The sequence below is a fragment of the Amycolatopsis sp. NPDC049252 genome (assembly GCF_043197175.1).
Classification (GTDB): domain Bacteria; phylum Actinomycetota; class Actinomycetes; order Mycobacteriales; family Pseudonocardiaceae; genus Amycolatopsis.
Genome location: NZ_JBICSQ010000002.1, coordinates 23077 through 47359, shown reverse-complemented (window position 1 = coordinate 47359; position 24283 = coordinate 23077). Strand labels below are relative to the sequence as shown.

Annotated in this window: 23 protein-coding genes and 1 tRNA gene; 14 read left to right on the top strand and 10 right to left on the bottom strand. The window is 70.8% G+C overall.

The features are described from left to right. Positions 1-82: 82 nt before the first annotated feature. Positions 83-487, top strand: a complete 405-nt coding sequence (locus ACGFMK_RS02940) for an SsgA family sporulation/cell division regulator (RefSeq protein WP_392757830.1) — start codon at positions 83-85, stop codon at positions 485-487. A 94-nt stretch (positions 488-581) separates the two neighbouring features. Here the strand turns inward: ACGFMK_RS02940 and ACGFMK_RS02935 are convergent, their stop codons facing one another. After that, the gene (locus tag ACGFMK_RS02935; RefSeq protein WP_392757827.1) at positions 582-1676 is read right to left on the bottom strand and encodes a S1 family peptidase; all 1095 of its coding nucleotides are present in this window, start codon (positions 1674-1676) and stop codon (positions 582-584) included. 449 nt (positions 1677-2125) lie between these two features. Between ACGFMK_RS02935 and ACGFMK_RS02930 the strand changes: the two genes are divergently transcribed. The 4 genes from ACGFMK_RS02930 (at position 2126) to ACGFMK_RS02915 (ending at position 7849) form a co-directional block, all read left to right on the top strand. Next, complete coding sequence (locus ACGFMK_RS02930; RefSeq protein ID WP_392757825.1) at positions 2126-5026, top strand: ATP-binding protein; 2901 nt, start codon at positions 2126-2128, stop codon at positions 5024-5026. A gap of 87 nt (positions 5027-5113) precedes the next feature. Then, on the top strand, positions 5114-5722 hold the full coding sequence (locus ACGFMK_RS02925) for a hypothetical protein (RefSeq protein ID WP_392758600.1): 609 nt from the start codon (positions 5114-5116) through the stop codon (positions 5720-5722). Positions 5723-5793: 71 nt separating this feature from the next. After that, positions 5794-6690 (top strand): LytR/AlgR family response regulator transcription factor, encoded by an 897-nt coding sequence (locus ACGFMK_RS02920; RefSeq protein ID WP_392757823.1) that lies wholly within the window; start codon positions 5794-5796, stop codon positions 6688-6690. A 1-nt stretch (position 6691) separates the two neighbouring features. Further along, positions 6692-7849 carry a sensor histidine kinase gene (locus ACGFMK_RS02915; RefSeq protein ID WP_392757821.1) on the top strand — a complete coding sequence of 386 codons (1158 nt, stop codon included), beginning with the start codon at positions 6692-6694 and terminating at the stop codon, positions 7847-7849. Between the two features lie 33 nt (positions 7850-7882). On the opposite strand, the gene ACGFMK_RS02910 is transcribed toward ACGFMK_RS02915, so the two are convergent. Next, a complete protein-coding gene (locus tag ACGFMK_RS02910) occupies positions 7883-8593 on the bottom strand; it encodes a G1 family glutamic endopeptidase (RefSeq protein WP_392757817.1) in 711 nt (236 codons plus the stop codon). Positions 8594-8833: 240 nt separating this feature from the next. On the opposite strand from ACGFMK_RS02910, the gene ACGFMK_RS02905 reads away from it, so the two are divergent. After that, a complete protein-coding gene (locus ACGFMK_RS02905) occupies positions 8834-9859 on the top strand; it encodes a LysR family transcriptional regulator (RefSeq protein ID WP_392757814.1) in 1026 nt (341 codons plus the stop codon). A 5-nt stretch (positions 9860-9864) separates the two neighbouring features. On the opposite strand, the gene ACGFMK_RS02900 is transcribed toward ACGFMK_RS02905, so the two are convergent. From ACGFMK_RS02900 to ACGFMK_RS02890, 3 genes are read right to left on the bottom strand one after another with little or no spacing between them, the layout of a single operon-like run. Next, positions 9865-10920, bottom strand: coding sequence for an ABC transporter substrate-binding protein (locus ACGFMK_RS02900; protein WP_392757811.1), 1056 nt, complete (start codon positions 10918-10920; stop codon positions 9865-9867). Position 10921: 1 nt separating this feature from the next. Continuing rightward, positions 10922-11803, bottom strand: a complete 882-nt coding sequence (locus tag ACGFMK_RS02895; RefSeq protein ID WP_392757808.1) for an ABC transporter permease — start codon at positions 11801-11803, stop codon at positions 10922-10924. Then, complete coding sequence (locus ACGFMK_RS02890; RefSeq protein ID WP_323328968.1) at positions 11793-12599, bottom strand: ABC transporter ATP-binding protein; 807 nt, start codon at positions 12597-12599, stop codon at positions 11793-11795. Before ACGFMK_RS02890 ends, ACGFMK_RS02895 begins: the two co-directional genes overlap by 11 nt. A 190-nt stretch (positions 12600-12789) precedes the next feature. Here ACGFMK_RS02890 and ACGFMK_RS02885 point away from each other — a divergent pair, with 190 nt between their 5' ends. Further along, positions 12790-14367 (top strand): ATP-binding protein, encoded by a 1578-nt coding sequence (locus ACGFMK_RS02885; RefSeq protein WP_392758599.1) that lies wholly within the window; start codon positions 12790-12792, stop codon positions 14365-14367. Next, complete coding sequence (locus ACGFMK_RS02880) at positions 14364-15023, top strand: response regulator (RefSeq protein ID WP_392757806.1); 660 nt, start codon at positions 14364-14366, stop codon at positions 15021-15023. Before ACGFMK_RS02885 ends, ACGFMK_RS02880 begins: the two co-directional genes overlap by 4 nt. A 1-nt stretch (position 15024) precedes the next feature. Here ACGFMK_RS02880 and ACGFMK_RS02875 read toward each other — a convergent pair whose 3' ends face one another. Next, the gene (locus ACGFMK_RS02875; protein ID WP_392757804.1) at positions 15025-15660 is read right to left on the bottom strand and encodes a hypothetical protein; all 636 of its coding nucleotides are present in this window, start codon (positions 15658-15660) and stop codon (positions 15025-15027) included. 191 nt (positions 15661-15851) lie between these two features. Further along, on the bottom strand, positions 15852-16670 hold the full coding sequence (locus tag ACGFMK_RS02870) for an SDR family oxidoreductase (RefSeq protein WP_392757802.1): 819 nt from the start codon (positions 16668-16670) through the stop codon (positions 15852-15854). 139 nt (positions 16671-16809) lie between these two features. Here ACGFMK_RS02870 and ACGFMK_RS02865 point away from each other — a divergent pair, with 139 nt between their 5' ends. Next, complete coding sequence (locus ACGFMK_RS02865; protein WP_392757800.1) at positions 16810-17607, top strand: trypsin-like serine peptidase; 798 nt, start codon at positions 16810-16812, stop codon at positions 17605-17607. Between the two features lie 17 nt (positions 17608-17624). Beyond that, positions 17625-17849: an RNA-binding S4 domain-containing protein gene (locus tag ACGFMK_RS02860; RefSeq protein ID WP_392757797.1), complete on the top strand. Its 225-nt coding sequence runs from the start codon at positions 17625-17627 to the stop codon at positions 17847-17849. A gap of 297 nt (positions 17850-18146) precedes the next feature. On the opposite strand, the gene ACGFMK_RS02855 is transcribed toward ACGFMK_RS02860, so the two are convergent. Then, entirely contained in the window at positions 18147-19103 is a 957-nt protein-coding gene (locus ACGFMK_RS02855) for an Ldh family oxidoreductase (RefSeq protein WP_392757794.1), read from the bottom strand. Positions 19104-19205: 102 nt separating this feature from the next. Here ACGFMK_RS02855 and ACGFMK_RS02850 point away from each other — a divergent pair, with 102 nt between their 5' ends. The 3 genes from ACGFMK_RS02850 (at position 19206) to ACGFMK_RS02840 (ending at position 20496) form a co-directional block, all read left to right on the top strand. Next, positions 19206-19487: a DUF2277 domain-containing protein gene (locus tag ACGFMK_RS02850; protein ID WP_323328955.1), complete on the top strand. Its 282-nt coding sequence runs from the start codon at positions 19206-19208 to the stop codon at positions 19485-19487. 40 nt (positions 19488-19527) lie between these two features. Then, positions 19528-20367 (top strand): patatin-like phospholipase family protein, encoded by an 840-nt coding sequence (locus ACGFMK_RS02845; RefSeq protein ID WP_392757790.1) that lies wholly within the window; start codon positions 19528-19530, stop codon positions 20365-20367. Between the two features lie 42 nt (positions 20368-20409). Beyond that, a tRNA-Ser gene (locus ACGFMK_RS02840) sits at positions 20410-20496 on the top strand. 215 nt (positions 20497-20711) lie between these two features. Here ACGFMK_RS02840 and ACGFMK_RS02835 read toward each other — a convergent pair. Then, positions 20712-21167 carry a MarR family winged helix-turn-helix transcriptional regulator gene (locus ACGFMK_RS02835; RefSeq protein ID WP_392757787.1) on the bottom strand — a complete coding sequence of 152 codons (456 nt, stop codon included), beginning with the start codon at positions 21165-21167 and terminating at the stop codon, positions 20712-20714. Positions 21168-21712: 545 nt separating this feature from the next. Between ACGFMK_RS02835 and ACGFMK_RS02830 the strand changes: the two genes are divergently transcribed. After that, the gene (locus ACGFMK_RS02830) at positions 21713-22645 is read left to right on the top strand and encodes a neutral zinc metallopeptidase (RefSeq protein WP_392757783.1); all 933 of its coding nucleotides are present in this window, start codon (positions 21713-21715) and stop codon (positions 22643-22645) included. 60 nt (positions 22646-22705) lie between these two features. Here the strand turns inward: ACGFMK_RS02830 and ACGFMK_RS02825 are convergent, their stop codons facing one another. After that, positions 22706-24247, bottom strand: coding sequence for a M28 family metallopeptidase (locus ACGFMK_RS02825; RefSeq protein ID WP_392757780.1), 1542 nt, complete (start codon positions 24245-24247; stop codon positions 22706-22708). Positions 24248-24283 lie beyond the last annotated feature (36 nt).

Below are 24283 nucleotides of genomic sequence, written 5' to 3'. Positions count from 1 at the left end.
TCCGTCATGACCGTCAGGCCTGGTCATCTCCTCCTCGAACAGTTCGCGCCGCGCGAACCACCGCGAGACTCCAGGAGGGGCCGTGCACACCGAAGCCGTACACCAGAGCCAGTTCGTGGTGCTGAACGAGAGCACCACGCCCGTCCTGTCCCGCCTCTCCTACCACGCGGAGGAGCCGTTCGCGGCCACCGTGGCGTTCCGGACCGAGCGGGGCCGGTGGATCGAGTGGACGTTCGCCCGTGACCTCCTCGTCGAGGGCCTGGACGAGCCGGCCGGCCTGGGCGACGTCCGCGTCCGCCCGGACCTGTCCGAGGACGACGACTTCCTGACCCTCGAAATCGAGTCACCGGACGGCTATGCGTCGTTCGAGCTGGAGCGTGAAGACATCCGGACGTTCCTCGAGGCGTCCTACGAGCTGGTGCCGCTCGGCGAAGAGAGCGCGCACTTCGACGTCGACGGGCTGATCGAGGAGATCAGCAACGTCTGACCCGGAAACCTCCCATTCCCGCGGCGAGGAACGAAGGGCGGGTTTCGGCAGCGCTGGAGGCTGCCGAAACCCGCCCTTTCGCCTTTCCGGAAGATCAGCCGAGCCGCAGCGTGGTGCCGGTCGCCGAGAGCGCCGCGCCGATCGGGAAGAAGTACGTCACGGTCGTGTTGCCGCCGGACAGGAGGCCCTGCGCCGAGTTGCCGGCGATGAAGCCGCCGCCCGAGTCACCCGCCGCCGAGCGGACGTTGGTCGCGGTCATGCCGTTGACCGTGCCTTCGGCGTAGCGGACGCTCTGGTTCTTGGCGCCGATGGTGCCGCAGGTCCAGCCGGTGGTCGAGCCGGCCTTGCAGACCGAGGTGCCGGTCGCCGCGTTCGACGAGCCGCGCACCGCGGTGCCGTTGTTCATCTGGCCCACCGGGGTCCAGTTGCTGTTGGTCCGGACCGAGGCGTAGTCGCTGCCCGGGAACCGGTAGGTGCCCCACGAGCCGAGCGCGGCGCCGTTGGACCCGGTCAGGGAGCCGCCGCCGGTGAGCGCGGCGCAGTGCCCGGCGGTGAGGAAGCCGGTGGTCGTCGAGAACCCGACCGAGCAGCGCGACGAGCCGCCGATGTAGTAGGCGTCACCACCGCGGATGTTGGCGTACAGGGAGGGCTTCGCCGTCGTCTCGAGGATCGTGATCGACGACTTGTCCACACCGGACTTCGCGATGAACGCGTCGGCCGCGCCGGCGTGGCCCTGCAGCACGGTCATCGTCACGCGGTTGGTGGTCGAGTCCACGCCCCAGCCGGTGATCGAGGCGGGAGCCGAGCGGTCGGCCGCGTTGAGGGTGTCCACAGTGGAGTCGAGCTGGCGCGCGCTGAACTTCACGAGTTCGGCTTCCGCGCCCGCTTCGCGGATCTTGCCCAGCAGGGCGGCGTTCGTCGTCTCGACGTGTGCCTTGCCCGTCGTGGCGTTGTAGGTGACACCGCCGAGCGCGTCGCCGAGGGTCGCGGCAACGGCTTCCGAGACCTTGTTCGCGACGTCCTCGCTCTTCAACCGGGCCACCGCCTGGTCGTGGGTCAGGCCGAGGTCGCGCTGCATCGCGGGCACGATGTCGGGGTTCAGCAGGTCCTGGCCGGACGCGGGAACGGCGAGCGCGCCCGTCGTCAGCACGGCTACGGCAGCGGCACCGAAGAGTCTGGCGATCTTCATGCTTCTCCCTAGTGGTGGTTACGCGCGGCTCCCCGCCGGCCACGCAGAGGAACTCCCCCGGCAGAGCGTCCCCGTTATGGGCGTTACGGTGCAATCCGGGCACCCGGCGAATGGGTATACGCATTCCCCTCGGACGAATCCCCTGCTCCAAGCAGCCCCAAGCGCCGAACGTCACCCGGTCGGACAGGTCCGTAAGTAGGGTTTCCGACTACTACTTTCCGTAGCCAGCGCGATTCACTGAACGTGTTAAGCGCTGCTGGACGGCGTGAGGCGCCGACGTTTCGCTCGCGCGGCGACCCGGGATCGGCGATTCCACCGGCCACCCGGTGACAACCGGTAGCCGGACGTGCGTGCGCGGTGTCGGCCACCTAGTCGGTGAAAGGTTTACGGACGGGTTGAGCGCTGCTTAGGCTCCCGCGCACAGCCCCGGTGTGCGTCGAGGAGGTCATATGTGGCTGACCGCGCCCCGCCCCACCTCCGTGTCCGTCCGGTCCGGACCGGCCCGTCTGACCGGCCGCGACGCCGAGCTCGACGCCGTCGCCGGCGTGCTTCGGCAGCGCCCGGCCGCCGTGGTGATCGAGGGCGAGCCCGGCATGGGCCGCACCCGCCTGCTCGCCGAAATCGCGCGGCGCCCCGAGTTCGACGGTGGCCGCGTGCTCGGCGGCGCCTGCCAGCCGCTGCGGGAACCGTTTCCCTACGGCCCGATCCTGGACGCGCTGCGGTCCGCGGGCGACGCGCCGCTCGGCCCGCTCAGCCCGGTCGCCGGCGTGCTGCGGCCGCTGCTGCCCGAGCTCGCGGAAGCGCTTCCCCCGCGGCCCGAGCCGCTGGCCGACCCGGTCGCCGAGCGCCACCGCGTGTTCCGCGCCGTGCGGGAGCTGCTGACCGCGTGCGGGCCCGCGCTCGTGCTGGTCGACGACCTGCAGTGGGCCGACGAGGACACCCTCGACCTCCTGCGGTTCCTCGCCGGGTCGATGCCGCCGGAGCTGGCGATCGTCGTCACCCACCGGTCCGCCCCCGACGCGCGGCCCGGGCCGCCCTTCCGCACCGGGCCCGACGTGCACACGGCGCGCGTCGCGCTGGGCGCGCTCGACGTCGCCGCGGTGCGCGAACTCGCCGTCGAACTCCTCGAACTGCCCCGCGTCACGGCCGAGTTCGCCGCGAAGCTGCACGAGTGCACGGCCGGGATCCCGTTCGTCGTCGAGGAAACCCTGCGCGCCCTGCGGGACGCCGCCGAACGGCTCCCGGTCGGCGAAGTCCTCTCCGACCGGTTGCTGGAGAACCTCGAAGTCCCGGTGCTGCTGCGGGAAGCCGTCACCGAACGGCTTTCCGGGCTGCCCGGGCCGGCTGTGCGGCTGGCCGGCGCGGCCGCGGTGCTCGGTGTCGGCGCCGAAGCCGGGGTGCTCGGCGAGCTGGCCGGTCTGTCCGGCGACGACCTGCGCACGGCGTTGCTCGCCACGCTGTCCGCCGGGGTGCTCGGCGAGGCCGGCGACAGCAAGTACGCCTTCCGGCATCCGCTGGCGCGCAAGGCGGTCTACGACACGGTGACCGGCCCCGAGCGTGCGCTGCTGCACGCGCAGGCGATCCGGGTGCTCGCCGCGCAGCCGTCACCCCCGCTCACGTTGCTCGCCCGGCACTCCCGCGCGGCGGGCCGGGTCGACCAGTGGCGGCACTACGCCGAAGCCGCGGCCGACGAGGCGATCGCCCGGGGTGAGACGTCCCGCGCGATCGACCTCCTGCAGTCGGTGCTGGCCGAACCCGGTCCGGCGCAGTCCGACGTCGGGCGGGTGGCGGGCAAGCTGAGCCAGGTCGCGCTGCGCGGCTTCCGCCCGGACGTCATCGGCACGCTGGAGCACGTCCTCGAAGAGGTGGCGCTGCCGCCGTCGGTGCGCGGCTCGATCCGGCTGAGCCTCGGCATGCTGCTGGTCCGGACCATCGGGCAGCTCGGCCGCGGCCGCCTGGAGGTCGAGCGCGCGGTCGGCGAGCTGGTCGACCGGCCCGACCTGGCCGCGCGCGGGATCACCCTGCTCGCCCAGCCGATCGACGGGCTGACCCCGGTGTCCTGGCACGAGCTCTGGCGGGCCCGCGCGGGTGAGGTGTACGACCGGCTCGACGACCCCGAGCTGCGGCTGGCCCTGACGGCCGACCGGATCGCGGCCGCTTCGCACGTCGGCGACGGCTCGGCGTGGACGGAGTTCGAGGCGATGTCGGACACCGTCGGCACGGTCGCCGAGCGCGTCCAGCTGGCCCGGCTGTGGTGCAACCTCGCCGACGGGCAGGCCTGGGCCGGCTACCTCGACCGGGCCCAGCGACTGGTGACCGAAGGCGTCCGGCGCGCGACCGACGCGGGCGCGCTGTACGCGATCGGCCTGATCCAGGGCACCCGCGTCCGGCTGGACTGGGTGCGCGGGCAGTGGGCCGGGCTCGCCGAAACCGCCGAGCAGCTGCGCGACAGCTACCCGGAGCTGGGCTCGATCGTCATGGAGTCGTCGCTGGTGCTGGGCGGGCTCGCCGCCGTCCGCGGGGAGTTCGCGGCGGCGCAGCGGCACCTGACCGCGGCGGGCGTGCACGCGCCGGACCAGGGCCCGATCCCCGTGGTGCTCTCGGCCGCGGGCGTGCTGATCAGCGTCCGCCTCGCGACCGACGACGTCGACGGCGCGTGCGCGGTGGCCGACACGGCGGTGGCCGCGGCCGGGCGCAAGGGCGTCTGGATCTGGGCGGCCGCGCTGGTCCCGGCGGCGGCGCAGGCGTACGCGCGGGCCGGGCGCTGGCCGGAGGCGGACAGCGTGGTGGAAGCGTTTGCGCGGGGCATCGAAGGCCGGGACGCGCCGGTCGCGACGGCCGCGCTGGTGGCCGGCCGGGCCGTGCTGCTCGAGGCCCGCGGCAAGCACCTGGCCGCGGCCACGCTGTTCGACGAAGCCGCGGCGGGCTACGGGGCGTTGCCAATGCCGTATCCGGCGACGGCCACGCGGGAGCGGGCCGCGATGTGCCGTCTCGCCGCCGGCAACCGCGACGCCGTCGACGAGCTGACCGCGGCGGCCGAGGCGTACGAGCAGCTCGGCGCCACCCGCGACGCCGGACGTTGCCGTCACCAGCTGCGCGAGCACGGTGCGTGGGCGCCATCGCAACGCGGGCGGCGGGGGTACGGCAGCGAGCTGTCCCCGCGCGAGCGCGAGGTGGCGCGGATGCTCGCCGAGGGTCGGACGAACCGCGAGATCGCGGACGGCCTGTTCCTGTCACCCCGCACGGTCGAGCAGCACGTCGCGAAGGTGCTGCGGAAGCTCGGGGCGCGGTCCCGCACGGACGTCGCGCGCAAGATGCCGGGTGAGACGGCGACCGCACCTGCGGGGTGATCTCCGCGGACGTACCGTGACCCGGTGACAGAAGAGGCTGTTCCCGCGTGGCGCCGCCGGACCGCCGGCGAGACGCGCTGGCCCGCGATGGGCGTCGTCGTGGCCACGCTCGCGCTCCAGCTGGCCCTGCCGGGCGAGGTGGCGGTGCGGCCGTCGTGGCTGCTGCCGGCGCTGTCGGCGTTGCTGGTGGGTGCGCTGCTGCTGGTCAACCCGGGCAAGACGGACCACTTCGGCGCGGTCGAGCGGGTGATTTCGCTGCTCGTGGTGGCCGCGGTGTCGCTGGTCAACGGCGGGTCGGCGGTGCTGCTGGTCTACGGGATCGCCACCGCGACGCTCACCGCCCCGGCGGGCGCGGTCCTGCTCAGCGGCGGCATCGTCTACTGGACGAACATCGTGGCGTTCTCCCTCTGGTACTGGGAGTTCGACCGCGGCGGCCCGGGCCGGCGGGCGCTGGGCCGCCACGTGTTCCCGGACCTGCAGTTCCCGCAGATGGCCGATCCGGACCTGGCGAAACAGGACTGGGAACCGTCCTATTTGGACTACCTGTACTTCTCGTTCACCAACGCGGCGGCGTTCAGCCCGACCGACGTCCTGCCGCTGCGGATCTGGGCGAAGATGACGATGATGCTGCAGGCCGTGATCTCCCTGGTGCTGGCCCTGATGGTGGTCTCCTGGGCGATCAACAACCTGAAGTAGACGTCCAGATTTTGACAATTGACCCTCGCTCGTCCGTCAGCAAGTCTGAGACCGGACCGGCAGAGGAGCACATGACCGACACCGACGGCGATGTGGTCAACCACATGGAAGGCGATCCGGAGACCGCCGTGCAGATCGGCGACGTGCGGGGCAACCTGTACGTCAATTCACAGGTTTACACAGCAGTGCCGTCCGCGCCCGATCCCCAACAGGGCCAGTTGCACGTGCTGGCGGTCGACGACGAGTCCCACGCGCTTGAGGAGATCGTCCACCTGCTCTGGGCGGACCCCCGCGTCGGGAAGGTCGACGCCGTCTCCGACGCGACCACGGCGAGCCGGTACATCCACCACGTCCTGCAGCGGAGGGAACCGCTGGACGCGGTGTTCATGGACATCGAAATGCCAGGGCTGAACGGCCTCGACCTCGCCCGAATGGTCGCCCGGTTCACAACTCCACCCGGCCTGGTGTTCGTGACCGCCTGGGAGGAGCACGCGATCGAGGCCTTCGAACTCGACGCCATCGACTACCTGCTTAAGCCAGTGCACCCCGACCGGCTGGCCGACACCCTGCGCAAGCTGCTCGTGCGCGCGTCGCCACACGAGCACCACAGCGAATCGCCGGCCGATCCCGTGATCTCCGTGGAACGCGACTGCATGGCGGACTTCATCCGGCTTTCCGAGGTTCACCTGGTCGAAATCGACGGCGACAACGCGCGCCTATACACCTCGAAAGGCGAGTTCTCCTCGCGGGTACCGGTCTCGGTGCTGGCCACCGACTGGGCCGCGGCCGGGTTCGTCCGGATCGGCGAATGCCATTTGGTTGCCGTTCGGCACGTCGAGAAGGTTCGGCTGACCGACCGTGACATGACCGTGCAGGTGGCAGGCCGCAGCCTGCCGGTCAGCCCCGAATGCTTCCGCGAGGCGCGGAACCTCCTGGTCCGCTCACGACGGCGGCCGGGGCTCCACTGAAGTGCCGGCGGTCACGGTTGTCGCGGAGATCCTCTGGTTCGTGGTGACCCTGTGCCTCGCGCGCGCGTGGCGTGCCACAGCCGACCGACGCCGGGGGGACCTCGTCCGGAAACAGGTCTTGGACACCCTTTCCGCGATCTCGGAGTTCCGCCGCGGCCTCGGTGCCGAGGGTGCCCGGAAGCTGCGGGTGCTACTCGACGTGTCGGCTGTGGTGATCGCCGACACTGAGCGTGCCATCAGCTGGGACGGCACGGTGGAGCATGAGCACATCGACGACGCCGTGCGGCTCGCCGTGGGGACATTGGTGGCCGGCTGGTCCAAGAGCTTCTCGCCACAGATCGTCTCCTGCGGCCACCCGGCATGCCCGGTGCGGTACGCGGTGACCGCGCCGCTGAAGTGCGACGGCGAAATCCGGGCCGTGTTGGTCGTCTACTCGACGACCCGGTCCACCGCACTGGCCGAGATCGTGCGTGCGGTGGGCGGCTGGGCTTCCGACCAGCTGGGGCTCGGCGAGTCGGAACGGCTCAGGATCTTCGGCGAAGACGCACCCCTGTTCGTCGAGCCCGATCCAATCCCGGCGACCTTCATCGCGTGGTCGTTCGCCGCGGTGCGGCGGCTCGTGCAGACAGAACCGGAACGGGCTTCCGAACTGCTGCGCGAGTTCGCCGACTTCATGCGCTACCGGTCTCGCCAGTATGGCGAGTTCACGGAGCTGGCCGAAGAGGTGCGGTGTGTCGATCAGTACCTCGCCCTGGTCCAGGAACACCTCGGCGCCCAGCTAGCAGTGGTGATGGACATCGCACCCGAGGTGTTGCCGCTCAAGGTGCCGTTCTTGTGCCTTCAGCCGCTGGTCGAGGGGGTTGTGCAGCACGGTCCTGGACCGCGCGGCTGGCGAGTGGCGATCGCGGTGATCGACTGCGACCCGGACATTGTCCTCAGCATCGAGCACGAAGATCCGCGGCTGGCGTACGAAGACGTGCCCCGGATCACCTCGGACAAACGCCCTTGGGAAGGTCGCCGGCTCGGTTACCGCGGCGTGTCCGGCTTGCCTGCGTTCACCCGGCGAATGCGTCACCTCTACGGCGACGACTACGCGCTCGAGGTGGACGTGCGGGCCGAGACGAACACGAAGATCACCGTCCGGCTACCGAAGAAGTGACGCCCCCGGCGGACCGAGGGCGTCACCGACGGGTCAGTGGCGGGCGATGGTGAAGCTCTGGCCGTCCGAGCCGATCGCGCCCGGGGTCCAGGTGCCGGTGCCGCGGTCGTCGGCGCTCAGGGCGGACGGGCTGGTCGAGGCCAGGTTCGTCCCGTTGAACTTGACGCCGGTGAACTTGACCCCGCCGGAGATCGTCGGGTACGAGTCGGTCGGGGACTCGATGATCGCCTCCGCCGACGAGTGCTTCGAGGTCAGGGACTTGGTGGTGGTCTTCGTCCAGCCCTTGGTGGAGTCGGTGAGGTCCAGCCGGTACGTGTTGGTCGCGGTCCGCGTCACGGTCGCGGTGATCTTGTCGCCCGCGCCGACCGACACGTTGTAGTACACCGGCGCGGCCGGGTACATCTCGTACCAGGCCGAGTACACCGCACGGCCGCTGGAGCAGTCCGTCTCGACGCCGGTCTGCTCCACTGTGGACGATCCGTCGCCGTCGATGCCCACCCACGGGGCGAACAGGTCGTTGCTGGAGCGGCACGTCACGGTCGGCTCGGTCCAGCTCGCGGTGGCCGTGGTGAAGCTGCCGAAACTGACGTAGCCACCCCAGTTGCCCCCGGCGAACTGGTGCCCGTGGAAGTGCGAACCGTACTCGACCGCGGCGTGCGCCGGGCCGGCCATCGCCAGGCCGGCGGCCGCGGCGGCGGCCACCGTGAGCACGCGGACAGCTCGCGAGGAAACGAATCTGGTCATGACGGAGACTCCGTTCACAGGGTGGGGACCTGGGAAAGCCGTGCGACCAGTGTTGAATCCGCGACAACCGGAAGGTAGCTACTTTCGAAGGGTCTTCACATTCCGGGAACGAATCACGATATTTGCCGGATTTACTCCGGAATGAACGAAAAGGCTCTTCAATCCCGAACGGCCGTGCGGGAGAAACAACCAAGCGGCCGGCGCGCCACCACCAGCTGTTGTGCGGCTACCGTGCCCTGCGTGGACCTCGACGCGGTGCGGACCTTCCTCACGGTCTCTTCGGAAGGCCAGTTCCAGAGCGCGGCCGACGAGCTGGGCATCACCCAGCAGGCGGTCTCGAAACGCATCCGCGCGCTTGAGCGCAAGCTCGGCGTAGTCCTCTTCGCCCGCGGGCCCCGCGGTGCCACGCTGACGGTGGACGGTGAGGCGTTCCTGCCACCCGCTCGGGAGCTCCTCCGAGCCGAGGACCGGGCCCTCGCGTCCGTGATGCCGGGCCGACGCGCGCTCAGGGTCGACGTCCGCAACCGGCGGACGGCGCCTGCCACCCTGTTGCACGCCTTCTACCGGCAACACCGCGAGCTTGATCTGGACGTCGTCGCCTTGCCCGACCTCGACCTCGAGGCCGCGCTCACCGCCGTCGCGAGCGGCACCGTGGACGCCACGTTCCGCGGCCTGACCGATGCGAAGAACCAACTCGCGGGTGCCGGACTTTCGAGCGCCCTGGTCATCGAGGACCGCCATGAGCTCCTGGTCGGCCCGAACCACCCGCTTGCCGGTGCCTCTTCCGTGACGCCACACCAACTCGCCGACCACCGGATCTGGATGCCAGGCCTGCCGCGCGGGGACGAGGTCGCCACCTACTACGACGAACTCGCCACCGCCTTCGGGATCACCATCGACGTCCTGGGTCCCGCCTTCGGAGCCGAAGTGCTGCTGACCGAAATCGCCGGGTCTTCGACACTCGCGAACCTCGTCGGCGAAGGCTCCCGCTATCTGTGGCCCGCGCACTACGACCTTCGCCGCATCCCGATTGTCGAACCCACCCCGGTCTTCCCGCTCTGGATCGTCTGGCGCACCGACAACGAGCGCGCCGACCTCGCCGAGCTGCTCGCCTACCTGAAAGCCGATCGGGCCGGCCGGCGAACCGGCAACACGTGGCTCCCGTCGTGGGCGTGTGGTCGAGAGCCCGAAAAGACCCGTGAAGGCCTCCGCGGGGGAAGAGGCCTTCACGGGTCCATGCAGCTCACCAACCGCCCGGTCAGGTGAGCGGCCTACTGAGCGGCCTGCGCGTGCGCCGCGTCCACGAACTTCGTGGTGTACGTCTTCGACAGGTCGATCTTGTCCTTCTTCGGCTTGACGTTGCTGGACGAGTCACCCAGCACCTTCAGGACGTTCTGCGCGCCGGCCTGGTCCATCCGGCCGTCCTTGGTGAACATCGGCAGGCTGTCCTTGAGCGACTTCACGTACAGCGCCTTGTCCCCGCCGGCGAACGACGGCGGCATGATCGCCGCGACGTCCTCTGGAGTGTGCTTCGAAAGCCAGTTCAGGGACGCGACATACGCGTTCGCGAGTTTCTGCACGATGTCGGGATAACGCTCGACGATGGTGCAGCTCATGTACAACGAGCTCGCCGGGTACAACCCGCCCAAAGCGGCTTTGGTGCCCTCGACCGTGCGCATGTCGTAAAGCACCTTGGCCTGGCCGGTGTTCGTCAGCTGGGCGATCGTCGGGTCGGTCGTCATCCCGGCGTCGATCGTGCCCTGGTTCAGCGCGGTGATGAACGTCTGCCCGGCGCCCGCCTTGTACGGCGTGTAGTCCTTCGAGCTGACGCCGCCGCGCTGCGCGAGCGCCTTGGTCAGGAAGTCCGTCGACGAGCCGAGCGACGTCACGCCGAGCGTGCGGCCCTTGAAGTCCTTGCCGGACTTGACCTCGCCGGCCTTGGCCGTGGCGACCATTTCCGCCTCGCCCGGCACGTTCGCGAACTGCACGACGCTCTGGATGCACTGCTCCTTGGCCTGCAGGTCGATCGTGTGGTCGTAGAACCCGACCACCCCCTGCACCTCGCCGGCCAGCAGCGACGTCTCCGCGTTGGCCCCGGACGGCTGGTCGAACAGCTCGACGTCGACGCCCTGCTTCTGGTACTCGCCGAGCTGCTGCGCGAGCTGCGCCGGCAGGTAGATCACCTTGGACAGGCCGCCGACCATGATCTTGACGTGCGGCCGGCCGCCGTCCCCGAAGTCGATCGAGCGCGAGTCGCGGCAGGCGGTCACCCCGCCCGCGGTGACGGCCAGCGCGGCCGCGATCGCGAGTGTCCTCTTGAGACCCATGTCAGATCCCCTGCGCCTGGGCGCCGACGTTCGGCCGCCAGCGCAGCAGGCGGCGTTCCAGGGTGCCGATGCCCCATTCGGCCAGCAGCGCGACGACGGTGATGATCAGCATCCCGGCGTACACCCCGGCGGTGTCGAACGTGCCCTGCGCGTTGCTGATCAGGAAGCCCATGCCGGCCTTGGCGCCGGTGTACTCGCCGACGACCGCGCCGATCAGCGCGAAGCCGAACGCGACGTGCAGCGAGGAAAGGATCCACGACGTCGCGCTGGGCAGCACGATCGACTTCAGCACCTGGCCGCGCGTCGCGCCCAGGATGCGGGCGTTGTCGATCAGGTTGCGGTCCACCTCGCGAGCGCCGGTGAAAGCGTTGAAGAACACCGCGAAGAACACGAGCACGACGACGGTCGCGACCTTCGACGACAGCCCGAGACCGAACCAGATCACGAACAGCGCGGCGAGCACGATGCGCGGCAGGGCGTTGGCGGCCTTGATGAACGGCGCGAGCACCTGCGCGAAGTACTCACTGCGGCCCAGGATGACCCCGAGCACGACCCCGGCGATCGCGCCGATGACGAAGCCCAGCACGGCTTCCTCGACGGTGGTGAAGATGTTGTACCAGATCGAACCGAAGTCGGTCCCGGTGCTGAACCACTCGACCAGCCGCTGCCAGATGTTCGACGGCTTCGAGTAGAAGAACGGGTCGATCCAGTAGGTCGCGGTCAGCTCCCAGCTGCCCAGCCAGACGACGACGATCGCCAGGCGCAGCAGCCAGATGTTGCGCTTGCGGCGCGAGGAGGTCTGCTTGGCGCGGGCCATGATGTCCTGCTCGGTCTCGAGGACCGGCAACGGGTTCGTGTTCACCGCCGGGGTGTCAAGCGACATTGCTCGCTCCCTTCTCGCGGGCCTTGTCGACCTCGCTGCGCAGCGATTCCCAGATGTCGGCGTACAGCTTGCGGAACTCCTCGGTGAGCCGCAGCTCCTCGACCTTGCGCGGGCGCTCCAGGGGAATCTCGAAGACGTCCTTCACGGTGGCCGGCGACGACGTCAGCACGACGACCTTGTCCGCCAGCGCGATCGCCTCGTCCAGGTCGTGGGTCACGAAGATCACCGCGGCCCCCGAACCGGACCACAGCCGCAGCAGCTCGTCCTGCATGAGCGCGCGGGTCTGCACGTCCAGCGCCGAGAACGGCTCGTCCATCAGCATGATCTTCGGCTTGGTGACGAGCGTCTGGGCCAGCGCGACGCGCTTGCGCATGCCGCCGGAGAGCTGGTGGGGGTAGTACTTCTCGAACCCGGCGAGCCCGACCCGGGCGATCCAGTCGACGGCCTGCGCGCGAGCCTCGGCCTTCGGCACCCCGCGGAAGCGCGGCCCCGACGCGACGTTGTCCAGCACCGACCGCCACGGCATCACGGCGTCGGTCTGGAACATGTAGCCGACACCGTCCGGAATGGACTTCACGTCGGCCCCGTTCACCTGCACCCGCCCCGCGGACGGCGGCTGGAGCCCGGAGACCAGCGAGAGCGTCGTCGACTTGCCGCAGCCGGTGGGGCCGACGACGGCGACGAACTCGCCGGGCTGGACGGTCATGGTCAGGTCGCGGACGGCCGTGTGCACGGAACCGGACCCGCTCGGGAACCGTTTGGTGGCTCCGGTGAGTTCGATCAGTGGGGGAACCATGGGGAGGTGACTCCTTCGTCACGTGGTGGGGATCACGCTGGAAGGCACGTTAAGTACGTGTGGCGGCCAGGTGAAGCTTGTCGACGTTCTGCGTCGCCGCTGCGCGTTATGCATGTTTTGCTCATTTAGCGCACGCCCGTGAGCTGGGGGTATGTTCCCAGCCATGCCAAAGTGGGCGCTCTTCCCGCGGATGCGGTTCAGCAGGCAGGTGCTGCTGCTGCAGATCGGCGTGGTCGTCCTCGTCGTCGGGCTCGGCGTCGCGCTGGTCAGCGTGCTGCTGCGGAGCACCCTCAACGACCAGTACGGCCGCCGGGCGCTGGCCATCGCGAAGTCCGTGGCCGCCGACCCGGTGGTGGTCGCGAACGCGGCCGCGAAGGTCCCCGGCGGCCCGCTCGAAGACCGCGTCCTGGCGGTCACGAAGGTCAACGACGCGTTGTTCGTGGTGATCACCGACGACCAGGGCATCCGGCTCGCCCACCCGACGACGAGCCTGATCGGCCAGCGGGTGAGCACCTCCCCGGAGCTGGCGCTGGCCGGGCAGGACGAGGTCAGCGCGGTGCAGAACGGCACGCTCGGGCTGTCGGTGCGCAGCAAGACCCCGATCTGGCAGGGACAACGCGTGGTCGGCGAGGTGAGCGTCGGCTTCGAGGTCGGCGACCCGACCGGCGACTTCAACCGGCTGCTCGTCGTCACGCTGCTGTTCGCGGGCGGCGCGCTGCTGCTCGGCGCGGGCGCGTCGGCGCTGCTCAACCGGCGGCTGCGGCGCGTCACGCACGGCCTCGAGCCGCACGAACTCACCGAGCTGCTCTACGAACGCGAAGCCGTGCTGCACGGGATCGGCGAGGGCGTGCTGGCCGTCGACGAGGCGCACCGCGTCTCCGTGCGCAACGACGAGGCCGAACGCCTGCTCGGCACCGAGCTCCCGATCGGCGCGGCGATGGCCGAGCTCGAGCTTTCGCCGCGCGTGCACAAGGCCGTCGCCGAAGGGCGGCCGGTGGACAACCTGCTGGCGGTGGCCGGCAACCGCGTCCTGGTGATCAACTCCCGGGCGGTACGCCTGGACGACCGGCCGATCGGCACCGTGCTGACCTTCCGCGACCGCACCGACCTCGACACGCTCACCCGCGAGCTGGACGGCATCCGGTCGCTGTCCGACGGCCTGCGCGCGCAACGCCACGAGTTCGCGAACCGGCTGCACACGCTCTACGGGCTGCTGCAGCTCGGCCACCACACCGAGGCCGTCGAATACCTGCAGACGCTCACGGACTCGCCGTCGGCGCACCCCAGTGAGCTGGGCGACGCCGTCGCCGACCCGTACCTGCAGGCGCTCCTGGTCGCGAAAACCGAGCAGGCGCAGGAAAAGGGCCTCACGCTCAAGCTGGCCGACGACACCTGGGTGCCGACGACGGTGACCGACCCGATCGCCGCCAACACCGTGATCGGCAACCTCGTGGACAACGCGCTGCACGCCGCGCGGATGGGCCCGCGGCGCCCGGCGACCGTCGAGATCGGGCTGCTCACCGACGGCACCACGCTGCACGTGTCCGTTGTGGACAGTGGGCCGGGCGTGCCGGCCGACCTGCGCCGCACGTTGTTCGACGAAGGCGTCTCGACGAAGATCGCGCCCGGGCACGGACTCGGGCTCGCGCTGGCCCGCCAGGCCGCGCGGGCGCACGGCGGCGACGTCTGGCTGGCCGACGCCGGCGAAGGCGAGACGGGCGCGCTGTTCGTCGCCAAACTGCCCGGAATGCTGACGGAGGACGGATGATCCGCACGCTCATCGTGGACGACGACTTCCGGGTCGCCGGGGTGCACGCCGGGTTCGTCGAGGAGGTCGACGGCTTCGCGGTGGTCGGCACCGCGCACACCGCGGCCGAGGCGCGGGCCCGGGTGCGCGAGCTGACGCCCGACCTGGTGCTGCTCGACGTCTACCTGCCCGACGAGTCCGGCCTCGCCGTGCTGCCGGAGCTGCAGACCGACACCATCGTGCTGTCCGCGGCGACCGACAGCGCGTCGGTGGCCGCGGCGATCCGGGCCGGCGCGCTGAACTACCTGATCAAGCCGTTCACCACGCGGCAGCTGGCCGAGCGGCTGACGTCGTACGCGCGGTTCCGCGGCCTGCTGGCCGAAGGGCGCGCCTTCGGCCAGGACGACGTCGACCGCGCGTACCGGGTGCTGCACGACCAGGACCGGACGTCCGCGCCGAAGGGCCAGTCGACGGCGACGTCACGGCTGGTCTCGGAGCAGCTGCGGCGCGCGGGGCGGCCGCTGTCGGCGGCGGAGGTCGCCGGGGAGCTGGGCATGGCGCGCGCGACGGCGCAGCGGTACCTGACGGCGCTGGCCGAGTCGGGCACGGTCCAGATGCGGCTGCGCTACGGCGCCACCGGCCGCCCGGAGCACGAATACCGCTGGTCGGGCGCCTGACTCAGCGGCCGGAGCCGTACTGGTACTGCTGCATCATGCTTTCCGCGGCGTTCACCCAGGCCTGGACCGGGTTGGTGGTGGGCGGCGGGGTCGTCGACGACGGGAGGTCGACGCGCGGCACGTCCACTTCCGCGGGCGTCTTCTTCGGCTGGCCCTTCGCCTGCACCTGAACGCGTTTCGGCGCTTCCTGCTTCGCGGGCACCGGCACGTAGACGGTGGTGGGCGGCGGCGTGACGGCCGGCGCCTGGGGCTGTGGTTGCGGTTGTGGTGGCGACGCGGGGGCGGCCGCGACGGCGGGCCGCGGGTCGACCTGTGCGACGTCGTCCGGCGGCGTCTGCGTGAACATGCTCCCGCCCAGCAGGCCGCCAGCGACCCAGCCGGCCGCGACGAGCAGCGCCGCGGCGCCGGTGCCGAGCCAGGTGCGGGCGCGGCGGCGGATCACCACCGACTTCGGGCGCAGGTCCTGGTCGCACACCGGCGGCCGGGTGTAGATCGGCTCGGCGAGCTCGGGCAGGTCGTCGTCCGTGCGGCGCCGCTTGGGCAGGCTGGCCGCGATGATGCCGGTGCGATCCAGCAGCTCGACCGCGGCGGGGTCGCTGGACGAACGGGTCGCACTGCGCTGTGCGGTGCGCGGCATCGGGACCTCCGGTAAGGGGCTCGCGGACCCCACGCATTCTGGACCATTTCAGACGGCCTTGTCAGAAACGCAACTCCATTGAGTGACGCGTTGACGATCTTCGCAGGCCGCGAAGAACGAACCAGAGTGGCCCAGGTCTCCCTTCCCGGACCAGAGCGTTCGCCCGAAAGGCGCAAAAGTCAGAAAGTGTTTCAGCTTTCCATCTGTTTGAGGCCCAGCCGGGCGAGGATCGCGAGCGGCCGCTGGTAGGCGGAACCGAGCACCCGCGGGATGGCGTCGATCACGTAGGCGTCCGGTCCGATGAGGACCCGCGCGGACTTGCGCTCGATCCCGCGCAGGATCGTCTGTGCGGCCTTCTCCGGCGTCGTCTTCGCGATGCGCTCGAAGCCTTCCGCGGCCTTCTCCTGGTCGTCGGCGATGCTTCGCGCGTTGCGCACGATGTTGGTCTTGATCCCCCCGGGGTGCACGCAGCTGACGGCGACCGGGTGGCGCGCGATCAGCATTTCCTCGCGCAGCGCTTCGGTGAATCCGCGGACCGCGAACTTCGCCGCGTTGTACGCGCTCTGCGTCGGGACGCCGACGAAGCCGAACACGCTGGAAATGTTCACGACGTGCCCGTCGCCGGAGGCGATCAGGTGCGGCAGGAACGCCTTCGTGCCATTCACGACACCGCCGAGGTTCACGCCCATCAGCCAGTCGAAATCCTCGAAGGTCATCTCTTCGACGGTGGCACCGAGGGCGACACCGGCGTTGTTCACGATGACGTTGGCCCCGCCGAAATCGCGCACGACCTCCTCGGCGTGCGCGAGCACGGCGGCCCGGTCGGCGACGTCGAGGGTGTAGGCCCGCGCGTTCTCGCCGGCGAGTTTCGCCGTCTCCTCCGCGTTCGCGGTGTTGACGTCGGAGAGCGCGACCCGGGCACCCCGCCGGGCGAACTCGAGCGCCAGCGCCCGGCCGATCCCCGACCCCGCCCCGGTGATCACCGCGACCTTGTCCGCGAACTGCTTCATCGGCCCTCCCGCCCGTTAGGTGTTACTCCCGAGTTACGGATACTAGCGGCTGTGAGCTTGCTGTGGGTGTGCTGATTGTGTCGGAGCGACGCCCTATGGTGATCTGGACGAGTCCGGGGGTGACAGTGACAAGGAGGCGATGCACGTGCGGCGGCCCGCCGTCCTGCTCTCCCTCGCCGCCGTTCTGCTGCTCGGCGCGGCCTTCGTCGTGGTCGTCGTGGCCCGCCGTCCCCAGCCCGCGGGCGCGACCACGCCTTCGGTGGAGGCGACCCCGGCGTCCACCGTGGACCTGCCCGCGGTGTCCAGCCCCGCGGTCGGCGCGCTGTTCGTCGACGGCGCGCACTACTGCACGGCGAGTGTCGTCCACAGCCAGCAGGGCGACGTGCTGCTGACCGCCGCCCACTGCATCCACGACGGTGAGGGCGGCGACTACCTCACCGGCGTCACCTTCGCGCCCGCCTACCACGACGGGGTCGCGCCGTACGGCTTCTGGACAGTGTCCGACGAGCTCGTCGCCGCCGGCTGGAGCGACTCGTCGGACCAGGACCTCGACGTCGGCTTCGCCACCGCGCACCAGGCGGGCACCACGAAGTCGCTGGAGAGCCTGGTCGGCGCGAACACCCTGGCCACCGGCGGATCGTTCGAGCAGGCGATCACGCTGACCGGCTACCCGGACGACTCCGAGACCCCCGCGGTCTGCCAGAACACGACCAGCCGCCAGGACACCTACCAGCTCAGGGTGGACTGCGCGGGCTTCCCGACCGGCACCAGCGGCGGGCCGTGGGTGGTCGGCCAGGACCCGCGGACCCGGCTCGGCACGGTCGTCGGCGTCATCGGCGGGTTCGAGTACGGCGGCGACGACGCCGACACGTCGTACTCGAGCTACTTCGACACGGACGTCCAAGCGCTCTACCGGCAGACGACCGCCCGCGCCTGACCCGGCATGATGCGGGTATGACCGACCCCGTCGACGTACCCATCAGCGGCGAGCCGATCCGGCTCGGCCAGTTCCTCAAGCTCGCCGGCCTCGCCGAAGACGGCTCCCACGCCAAGGACCTGATCGACGCCGAGGAGGTCACGGTCAACGGCGAGGTGGAGACCCGCCGCGGCCGCCAGCTGACCGACGGCGACATCGTGGCCGTCGGCCCCGACCGCGGCAAGGTCGTCCTGGTCCACTGACCCGGCGTCGGTCGGCCGCGGCAGTTCGCCGTGGACCCGGCCCCACCAGAAGCGCGGTAGGTCGCCCGCCCACGCCGGGCGGCCCTGCGGAAAGCCCCCACCCCGACCCCGCCGAGGAGCCGCCGCCCCGACGCGGCCCACGTTCGTCCGCGGCGGCAGCCCGGTCGCCCGGCGAGGGCGCGCAGCTCGCCGCCCACCGGGCCCGACCAGAGGCGCGGTAGAACACCCGCTCGCGTGTCGACCCTCGTCGCGCCGTCCAGCGGAAGCCGCACCTGCCGAGGGACCCGCCGCCCCCGCTCAGCCGACGCTGGTGAGCGGCGGCAGCCCGATCGACGCGGCGAGGGCGTCCAGCTCGCGGCGCACCGGGCCGGCCAGCGGGACGCCCAGCGCCCGGCACTGCTCGAGGTGCTGGGCCTCGCGCCAGCCGGGGTAGCGGATCGGGGCGCCGCCCTCCCAGCCGAGCATGCTGCCGAACAGCGCGCTCGCCGCGCGGTAGAAGCCGTCGGCGCTGCGCAGCGTCGTCGGCGCGATGGCCAGCACCAGCAGCCCGGTGTCGTGCTCGTGGTCGGCGACGCCGGAGAGCACCCCGGCGAGGACCTCGACCAGCAGCGTGAACCCGGCGGCGGCCTCCTGGCCCGGGTGGTCCATGTCGAAGACGAACTCCGGGTACGCGCCGCCCGGCGCGGCCATGCCCAGCGGGTTCATCGGCTGGCCGGGTTCACCGCCCGCCGCCAGCACCAGCCCGATCATCGCGTGCGGCAGCGCCCGGGCGGCGTGGTGCCCGGCCCGGCCGAACGGACCGACCCCGCGCAGCGAAACCATGCCGACGCCGAAGCGCCCGGCCCGCGTCACCGCGCGGTCCATCGCGTCGCCGACGGCCCAGAGGCCGGACGCGCGCCGGTAGTCGAGCAGCGCGGCGGCGCCGCGGTCGGCGATCATCAGCGGCTCGGCGTGCGGCACGACGTGGCCGTTCTTCAGCAACGGCAGGTGGGTCCGGGTCAGCTCGGCGACGCCGGTCGCGGGGGAACCGGTCAGATCGCCGTGGCAGAGCGCTTCGGCGGCGATGCGCGCCCGCGCCTCCGGGAAACCGTGGGCGGCGAAGACGTGTGCCACGAGGGTGACCAGCTCGTCGGCCCGCACGCGGGGCCAGGCCTGTTCCGGGATCGGCGTTTCCGGCTTCTTGTCTTGGACGCCGTCTTCGAGGATGCCGGGTTCGGGGCGGGCGGAACGGAAGGGACGCGGTCTGAGGGGCACTTCCCCGACCTTGCCCAAGCGCGGGCAGCAGCGTCAACGACGTCGGGAACAGCCAACCCGACCGTGTGATCCGGACCTCCGACGAGTCGTACCCTGGGCGGCATGTGCCGAAACATCACCACCCTGCGGGGACTCCAGCCGTCCGCGACGGACGAGGAGATCGAGGCCGCGGCCCGGCAGTACGTCCGCAAGGTGACCGGCGTGCAGTCGCTGTCGGACGCCACGCGCGAGCCGTTCGAAGCGGCCGTCGCGGAGATCACCGAGATCACCACGAGGCTGCTGCAGCAGCTGCCCGAACGCCGTCAGCCGCCGGCGACCGTGCCGCCGCTGCGCCGTCCCGAGGTGCGGGCGCGGATCGCCGCGAAGCAGCTGCGCCAGCCCTGATTCCGCGGAATTGTCGGTGGGTCCCGTTAGGGTGCCCGGCATGAGCGGACAGGCTTTGGTACTGGGTGGCGGCGGGGTCGCCGGGATCGCGTGGACGACGGGCCTGCTGGCCGGGCTGGCCGATCGCGGGCAGGACCTGACCGGCGCGGACCTGATCGTCGGCACGTCGGCGGGCGCGACGGTGGCGGCGCAGGTCACCAGCGGCGTCACGCTGGCGGACCTCTTCGCGCGCCAGGCGGACCCGGCGCGGCACACCCCGGAGATCCCGGCCGACATCGACATGGAGAAGTTCGTCGCGGACTTCGGCGCGGCCTTCGCGGACGCCGGCTCACCCACCGAGGTGCGGCAACGGGTCGGCGAGATGGCGCTCGCCGCCGAAACGGTGCCCGAAGCGGACCGCCGCGCGGTGATCGCCGCGCGGCTGCCGTCCCACGACTGGCCGGCGCAGCGCATCGTCCTGGTCGCGGTCGACGCGGAAACGGGCGAGCCACGGCTGTTCGACCGCGAGTCCGGAGTGCCGTTGGTGGACGCGGTGGCGGCGAGCTGCGCGGTCCCCGGCATCTGGCCCCCGACCACGATCGACGGCCGCCGCTACGTAGACGGCGGCATCCGCTCCGGCGAGAACGCGGACTACGCGGCGGGAGCCACCCGTGTCACGGTGGTCGCGCCGCTGGGCCTGGAATCGCCGCTGCCGGGGGAAAAAGCGCTGCTTGCCGTGCTGGAGGACCTGCGAGCGGCAGGCGCGGAGGTCGCGGTGATCGGCCCGGACGAAGCCTCGGTGACGGCCATCGGCCAGAACCCGCTGGACCCGTCGACCCGCACCCCGGCGGCGGAGGCAGGCCGGGCCCAAGGCGCGTCGCTGACGCTCACCTGGAGCTGACTGGCCGACGCCGAAACACCGTCGGCTACCCTCGTGAGCAGAGGTAGCGTGTCCGAGCGGCCGAAGGAACATGTCTTGAAAACATGCGAGGGGGCAACCTCTCCGTGGGTTCGAATCCCACCGCTACCGCAAGTCGGCGGACCATGTCCGCGGAAAGCGCGGACATGAGCTTGCGTCCGCCATTGCCTCTGGGGGCCAAGCCCCCAGACCCCAGCCGGGGGCGAGCCCCCGGACCCCCGTGGGGTCGGCTTTCGCTGATCGCTCGCCTTTGCTTATCGCCCGCCTTCGTTCGTCACTCCCGCTCGTCGTCGGGGGTTTGCTCGTCGTCGGGGGTTTGCTCGGTGTCAGCTCTCCGCCTCGGTCAGGTGATCCAGCACCCGGCCGAAGGCTGAGGCGATCGTTGCCTGTTCTTCGGGGCTCAGCAGGTCGATCAGGTGCTCGCGCACCCCTTCCACGTGGGTCGGCGCGGCCGACTCCAGCAGGGCCACGCCGTCCTTCGTCAGCTCGGTGATGACGCCGCGCTTGTCCTCCGGGTCGCGGACCCGCCGGACCACGCCGGCGTCCTCGAGGCGGCCGACCTGGTGGGACAGCCGGCTCTTCGTCGAGCCCATCAGGGTCGCCAGCTCCGTCATCCGCATCCGGTGGGCCGGCTGCATCTCCAGGCAGACCAGCACCTCGTAGTCGGTCAGCGAGACGTCGTGCCGGTCGGCCAGCTCGCGGTGCAGCCGCTGCCGCAGCCGCAAGGTCGCGACGATGTAGGAGCGCCACGCATCAGACTCGGCTTCGTCCAACCACCGCACAGGCCGCTCCTCGGTCATAAGGCAGCGTAGAACGTTGATCAAGGGACCGCGCGGTCCGAGTCCGAGTTGTCTGCCGGTAAAAATGCCGTTGCAACATCGCCCGAAGGTGGGGTTACGAAAAGGTTGAGACTCGGCGCGAAAAGGCGCATTCTGCTTGTCGGTGGATGGTCGGCCAGGGTATAGGCGCGACGACGGCGACGTGCCGGCCCGGCTCCCCGCCAGAGAGGTCAGGTGGTTGCGTGACGGGTGATTTTCGCGGTTGACCGCCAGCTGCGTACCCGCGACCGGAACGGACACCTACCGGGTCGGTCGTGACCGAGGCCCGAACCGGCCTCACTGCGAACAGCACCGCGCGGGCTTCCATGCGTTCACGCATTCGGCGTCGATCGGGCCTGTGTCAGGCCGCGGTCTCAGCAACCGTGGCGACAGCGCCTGAACGCCGGTCCGTACGCGGCCAGCCGCTCTACTAGAGACAAACTCGGTACAAGTCCTGGGCGTGGCCGCGAAGGCCGCGCCCAGGACCGTGTCCGGCTACCATCTGCCGCGTGAGATTCGACGACGACGCGGGCCTGGACGCATCCGAAGTCCAGGACATGCGCGGCAGCGGTGGTGGTGGCGGCGGGATCGGCGGCCGCGTGGCGCTCGGTGGTGGTGGGCTCGGCGTGGTCGGGCTGATCATCTACTTCGTGATCTCGCAGCTCGGCGGGATCAACCCGGGGGCGGTGAACCTGGGCAGCGGCGGCGGGCTCGGCAGCGTCGGCTCCGGGCAGCAGGTCGACAACTCCCAGCTCGCGAGCACCTGCAAGACCGGCGCGGACGCGAACAAGAACCACGACTGCGCCATCGTCGCGATCGTCAACTCCGTCCAGGACTACTGGGCGCAGCAGTTCGCGCGCTCCGGTTCGACCTACCGGAAGGCGCCGACGAACTTCTTCAACGGCGGCGTCCGCACCGGCTGCGGCAGCGCCACGTCGGACACCGGGCCGTTCTACTGCCCGGCCGATTCCAAGGTCTACATCGACCTGAGCTTCTTCGACGAGCTAAGGACGCGCTTCGGCGCGCAGGGCGGCCAGTTCACCGAGGCATACGTGCTCGCCCACGAGTACGGCCACCACGTGCAGAACCTGCTCGGCACGTCCAAGAAGGGCACCGGCACCGGCCCGACGTCGGGCTCGGTCCGGCTCGAGCTGCAGGCCGACTGCTACGCCGGCGTCTGGGGCAACCACGCGACGACCACGCCGACCGACACCGGCAAGCCGCTGATCGTCGACATCACGCAGGACGACATCGCGTCCGCGCTGGACACGGCGTCCCGGATCGGCGACGACTACATCCAGACCAAGCTCGGCGGCGGCCAGGTGGACAGCTCGCAGTTCACCCACGGCACGTCCGCGCAGCGCAAGAAGTGGTTCACCACCGGCTTCCAGACCGGCGACCCGGCCCGCTGCGACACCTTCGGCACCAACAACCTGGGCTAAGGCACTCCTGGCGCGACGAAGGGGCCGTCCCGGGTTCGGGACGGCCCCTTCTGCCTGTCCTCAGGCCGTCAGCGCGTGCGGGTCACCCGCGACAGCGCGCGCGGAGAAGTTCCGCTGCCCGCTGCGTTCGGCGGCCTTCTGCTTGGCCGTCTTCGCCTTGCCCGGCTTGACGCCGTTGATCGTTTCGGTGCTCGTCGCGTAGACGCCGAGGGCCCAGGCGACGCCGTCCGCGTTGCGGTCCAGCGCGACCCGGTCGATGTTGCCCAGGTTGTCGCAGGCCTGGTGGTAACACGGGTCGAACGCGATGTTCGCCGTGCCGCCCCACTTCGCCGCCTGCGCCGGGGTCTTCAGGACCTCGGCGCCGGTGTCCAGGCCACCGGCCGGGATGCCGACGGCGATGAACTCGCCGTAGTCCGAGCGGCCGGTGAAGTCGGTGCCCTCGAGGGACACGCCCCGCGCGGCCTGCAGGTAGTCGACGAAGGTCTTCTCGATCTGCGCCGAGCCGTACGGGCCGGAGCCCGCGCCGACACCGTCGGAGTCGTCCCCGTCGTAGGCGAAGTACCCGGCGTTCGGCGAGCCGATCATGTCGAAGTTCAGGTACAGCGCGATGTCGAGCTGCTGCTCGAAGCTCAGCGAGTCGACGTAGTAGGTCGAGCCGATCAGGCCGAACTCCTCCGCGCTCCAGAACCCGAAGCGGACGGCGTTGTTGACCTTCGGGCTGCTCCCCAGCTGCAGCGCCGTCTCGAGCAGGGTCGCCGAGCCGGTGCCGTTGTCGTTGATGCCGGGGCCGGCCGGGACGCTGTCGAGGTGCGACCCGAGCATCACGACGTTGTCCTTGCGCCCGGACTTGGTCTCGGCGATGACGTTGTAGCTGGTCCGCGCCTCCTGGAAGGCCCGCAGCTCCAGCGTCACGGACTGGCCGCCCAGGGTGGCCAGCTGCGCGCCCGCGGCCGCGGTCACGCCGCCGGTCGGGATCTTCGCCTCGGCCGGGTCGCCGAGCGTCCCGTTCAGGTCGCCGTCGGTGTTGTTGTAGACGATGGCGCCGATCGCGCCCGCCGCCGCGGCCGTCGCCTGCTTCTGGGCGAACGGGCAGCCGCCGCGCTTGATCAGCGCGATCTTGCCGGCGACGTCGGCGGTGTAGTCGGTGGCCTCGCAGCCGCTGGTGTCGTCGACCGCGACGACCGACAGCGGCGCGGTGATGCCGCCGACCGGGGTCGACGGGGTGTACTCCATCGCGATGATCGGCACGCCTTTGCCGCCCGCGGTGAGCTTCTCGGCCAGGGTCTCCGCGTAGGTGAACGGGAACTCCTGGCGGGTCACCTGGAAGCCGGCCGCCTCGAGCTTGGTGGCGATGTACTCGGCGGACTTCTTGTGGCCGTCGGTGCTGGCCGCCCGCGTGCCGCCGTTGGTGTCGGCGATGCGCTGCAGCGCGATCAGGTGCCGGTTGACACCGTTGACGTCGACCTTCTTGACGAGCTGTTTCGCCAGTGCCGGGCCGTCGGGGACCGGGTTCGCCGCGGCGGCCGGGGTCAGGCCGAGCGCGAGCGTCGCGCAGGCGGCCAAAGCCACCGGCGGGACGAGTCTTTTTCGGAAGAGTGACATGGTTGCTCACTTTTGTGCGATATGAGAGGTACGTCA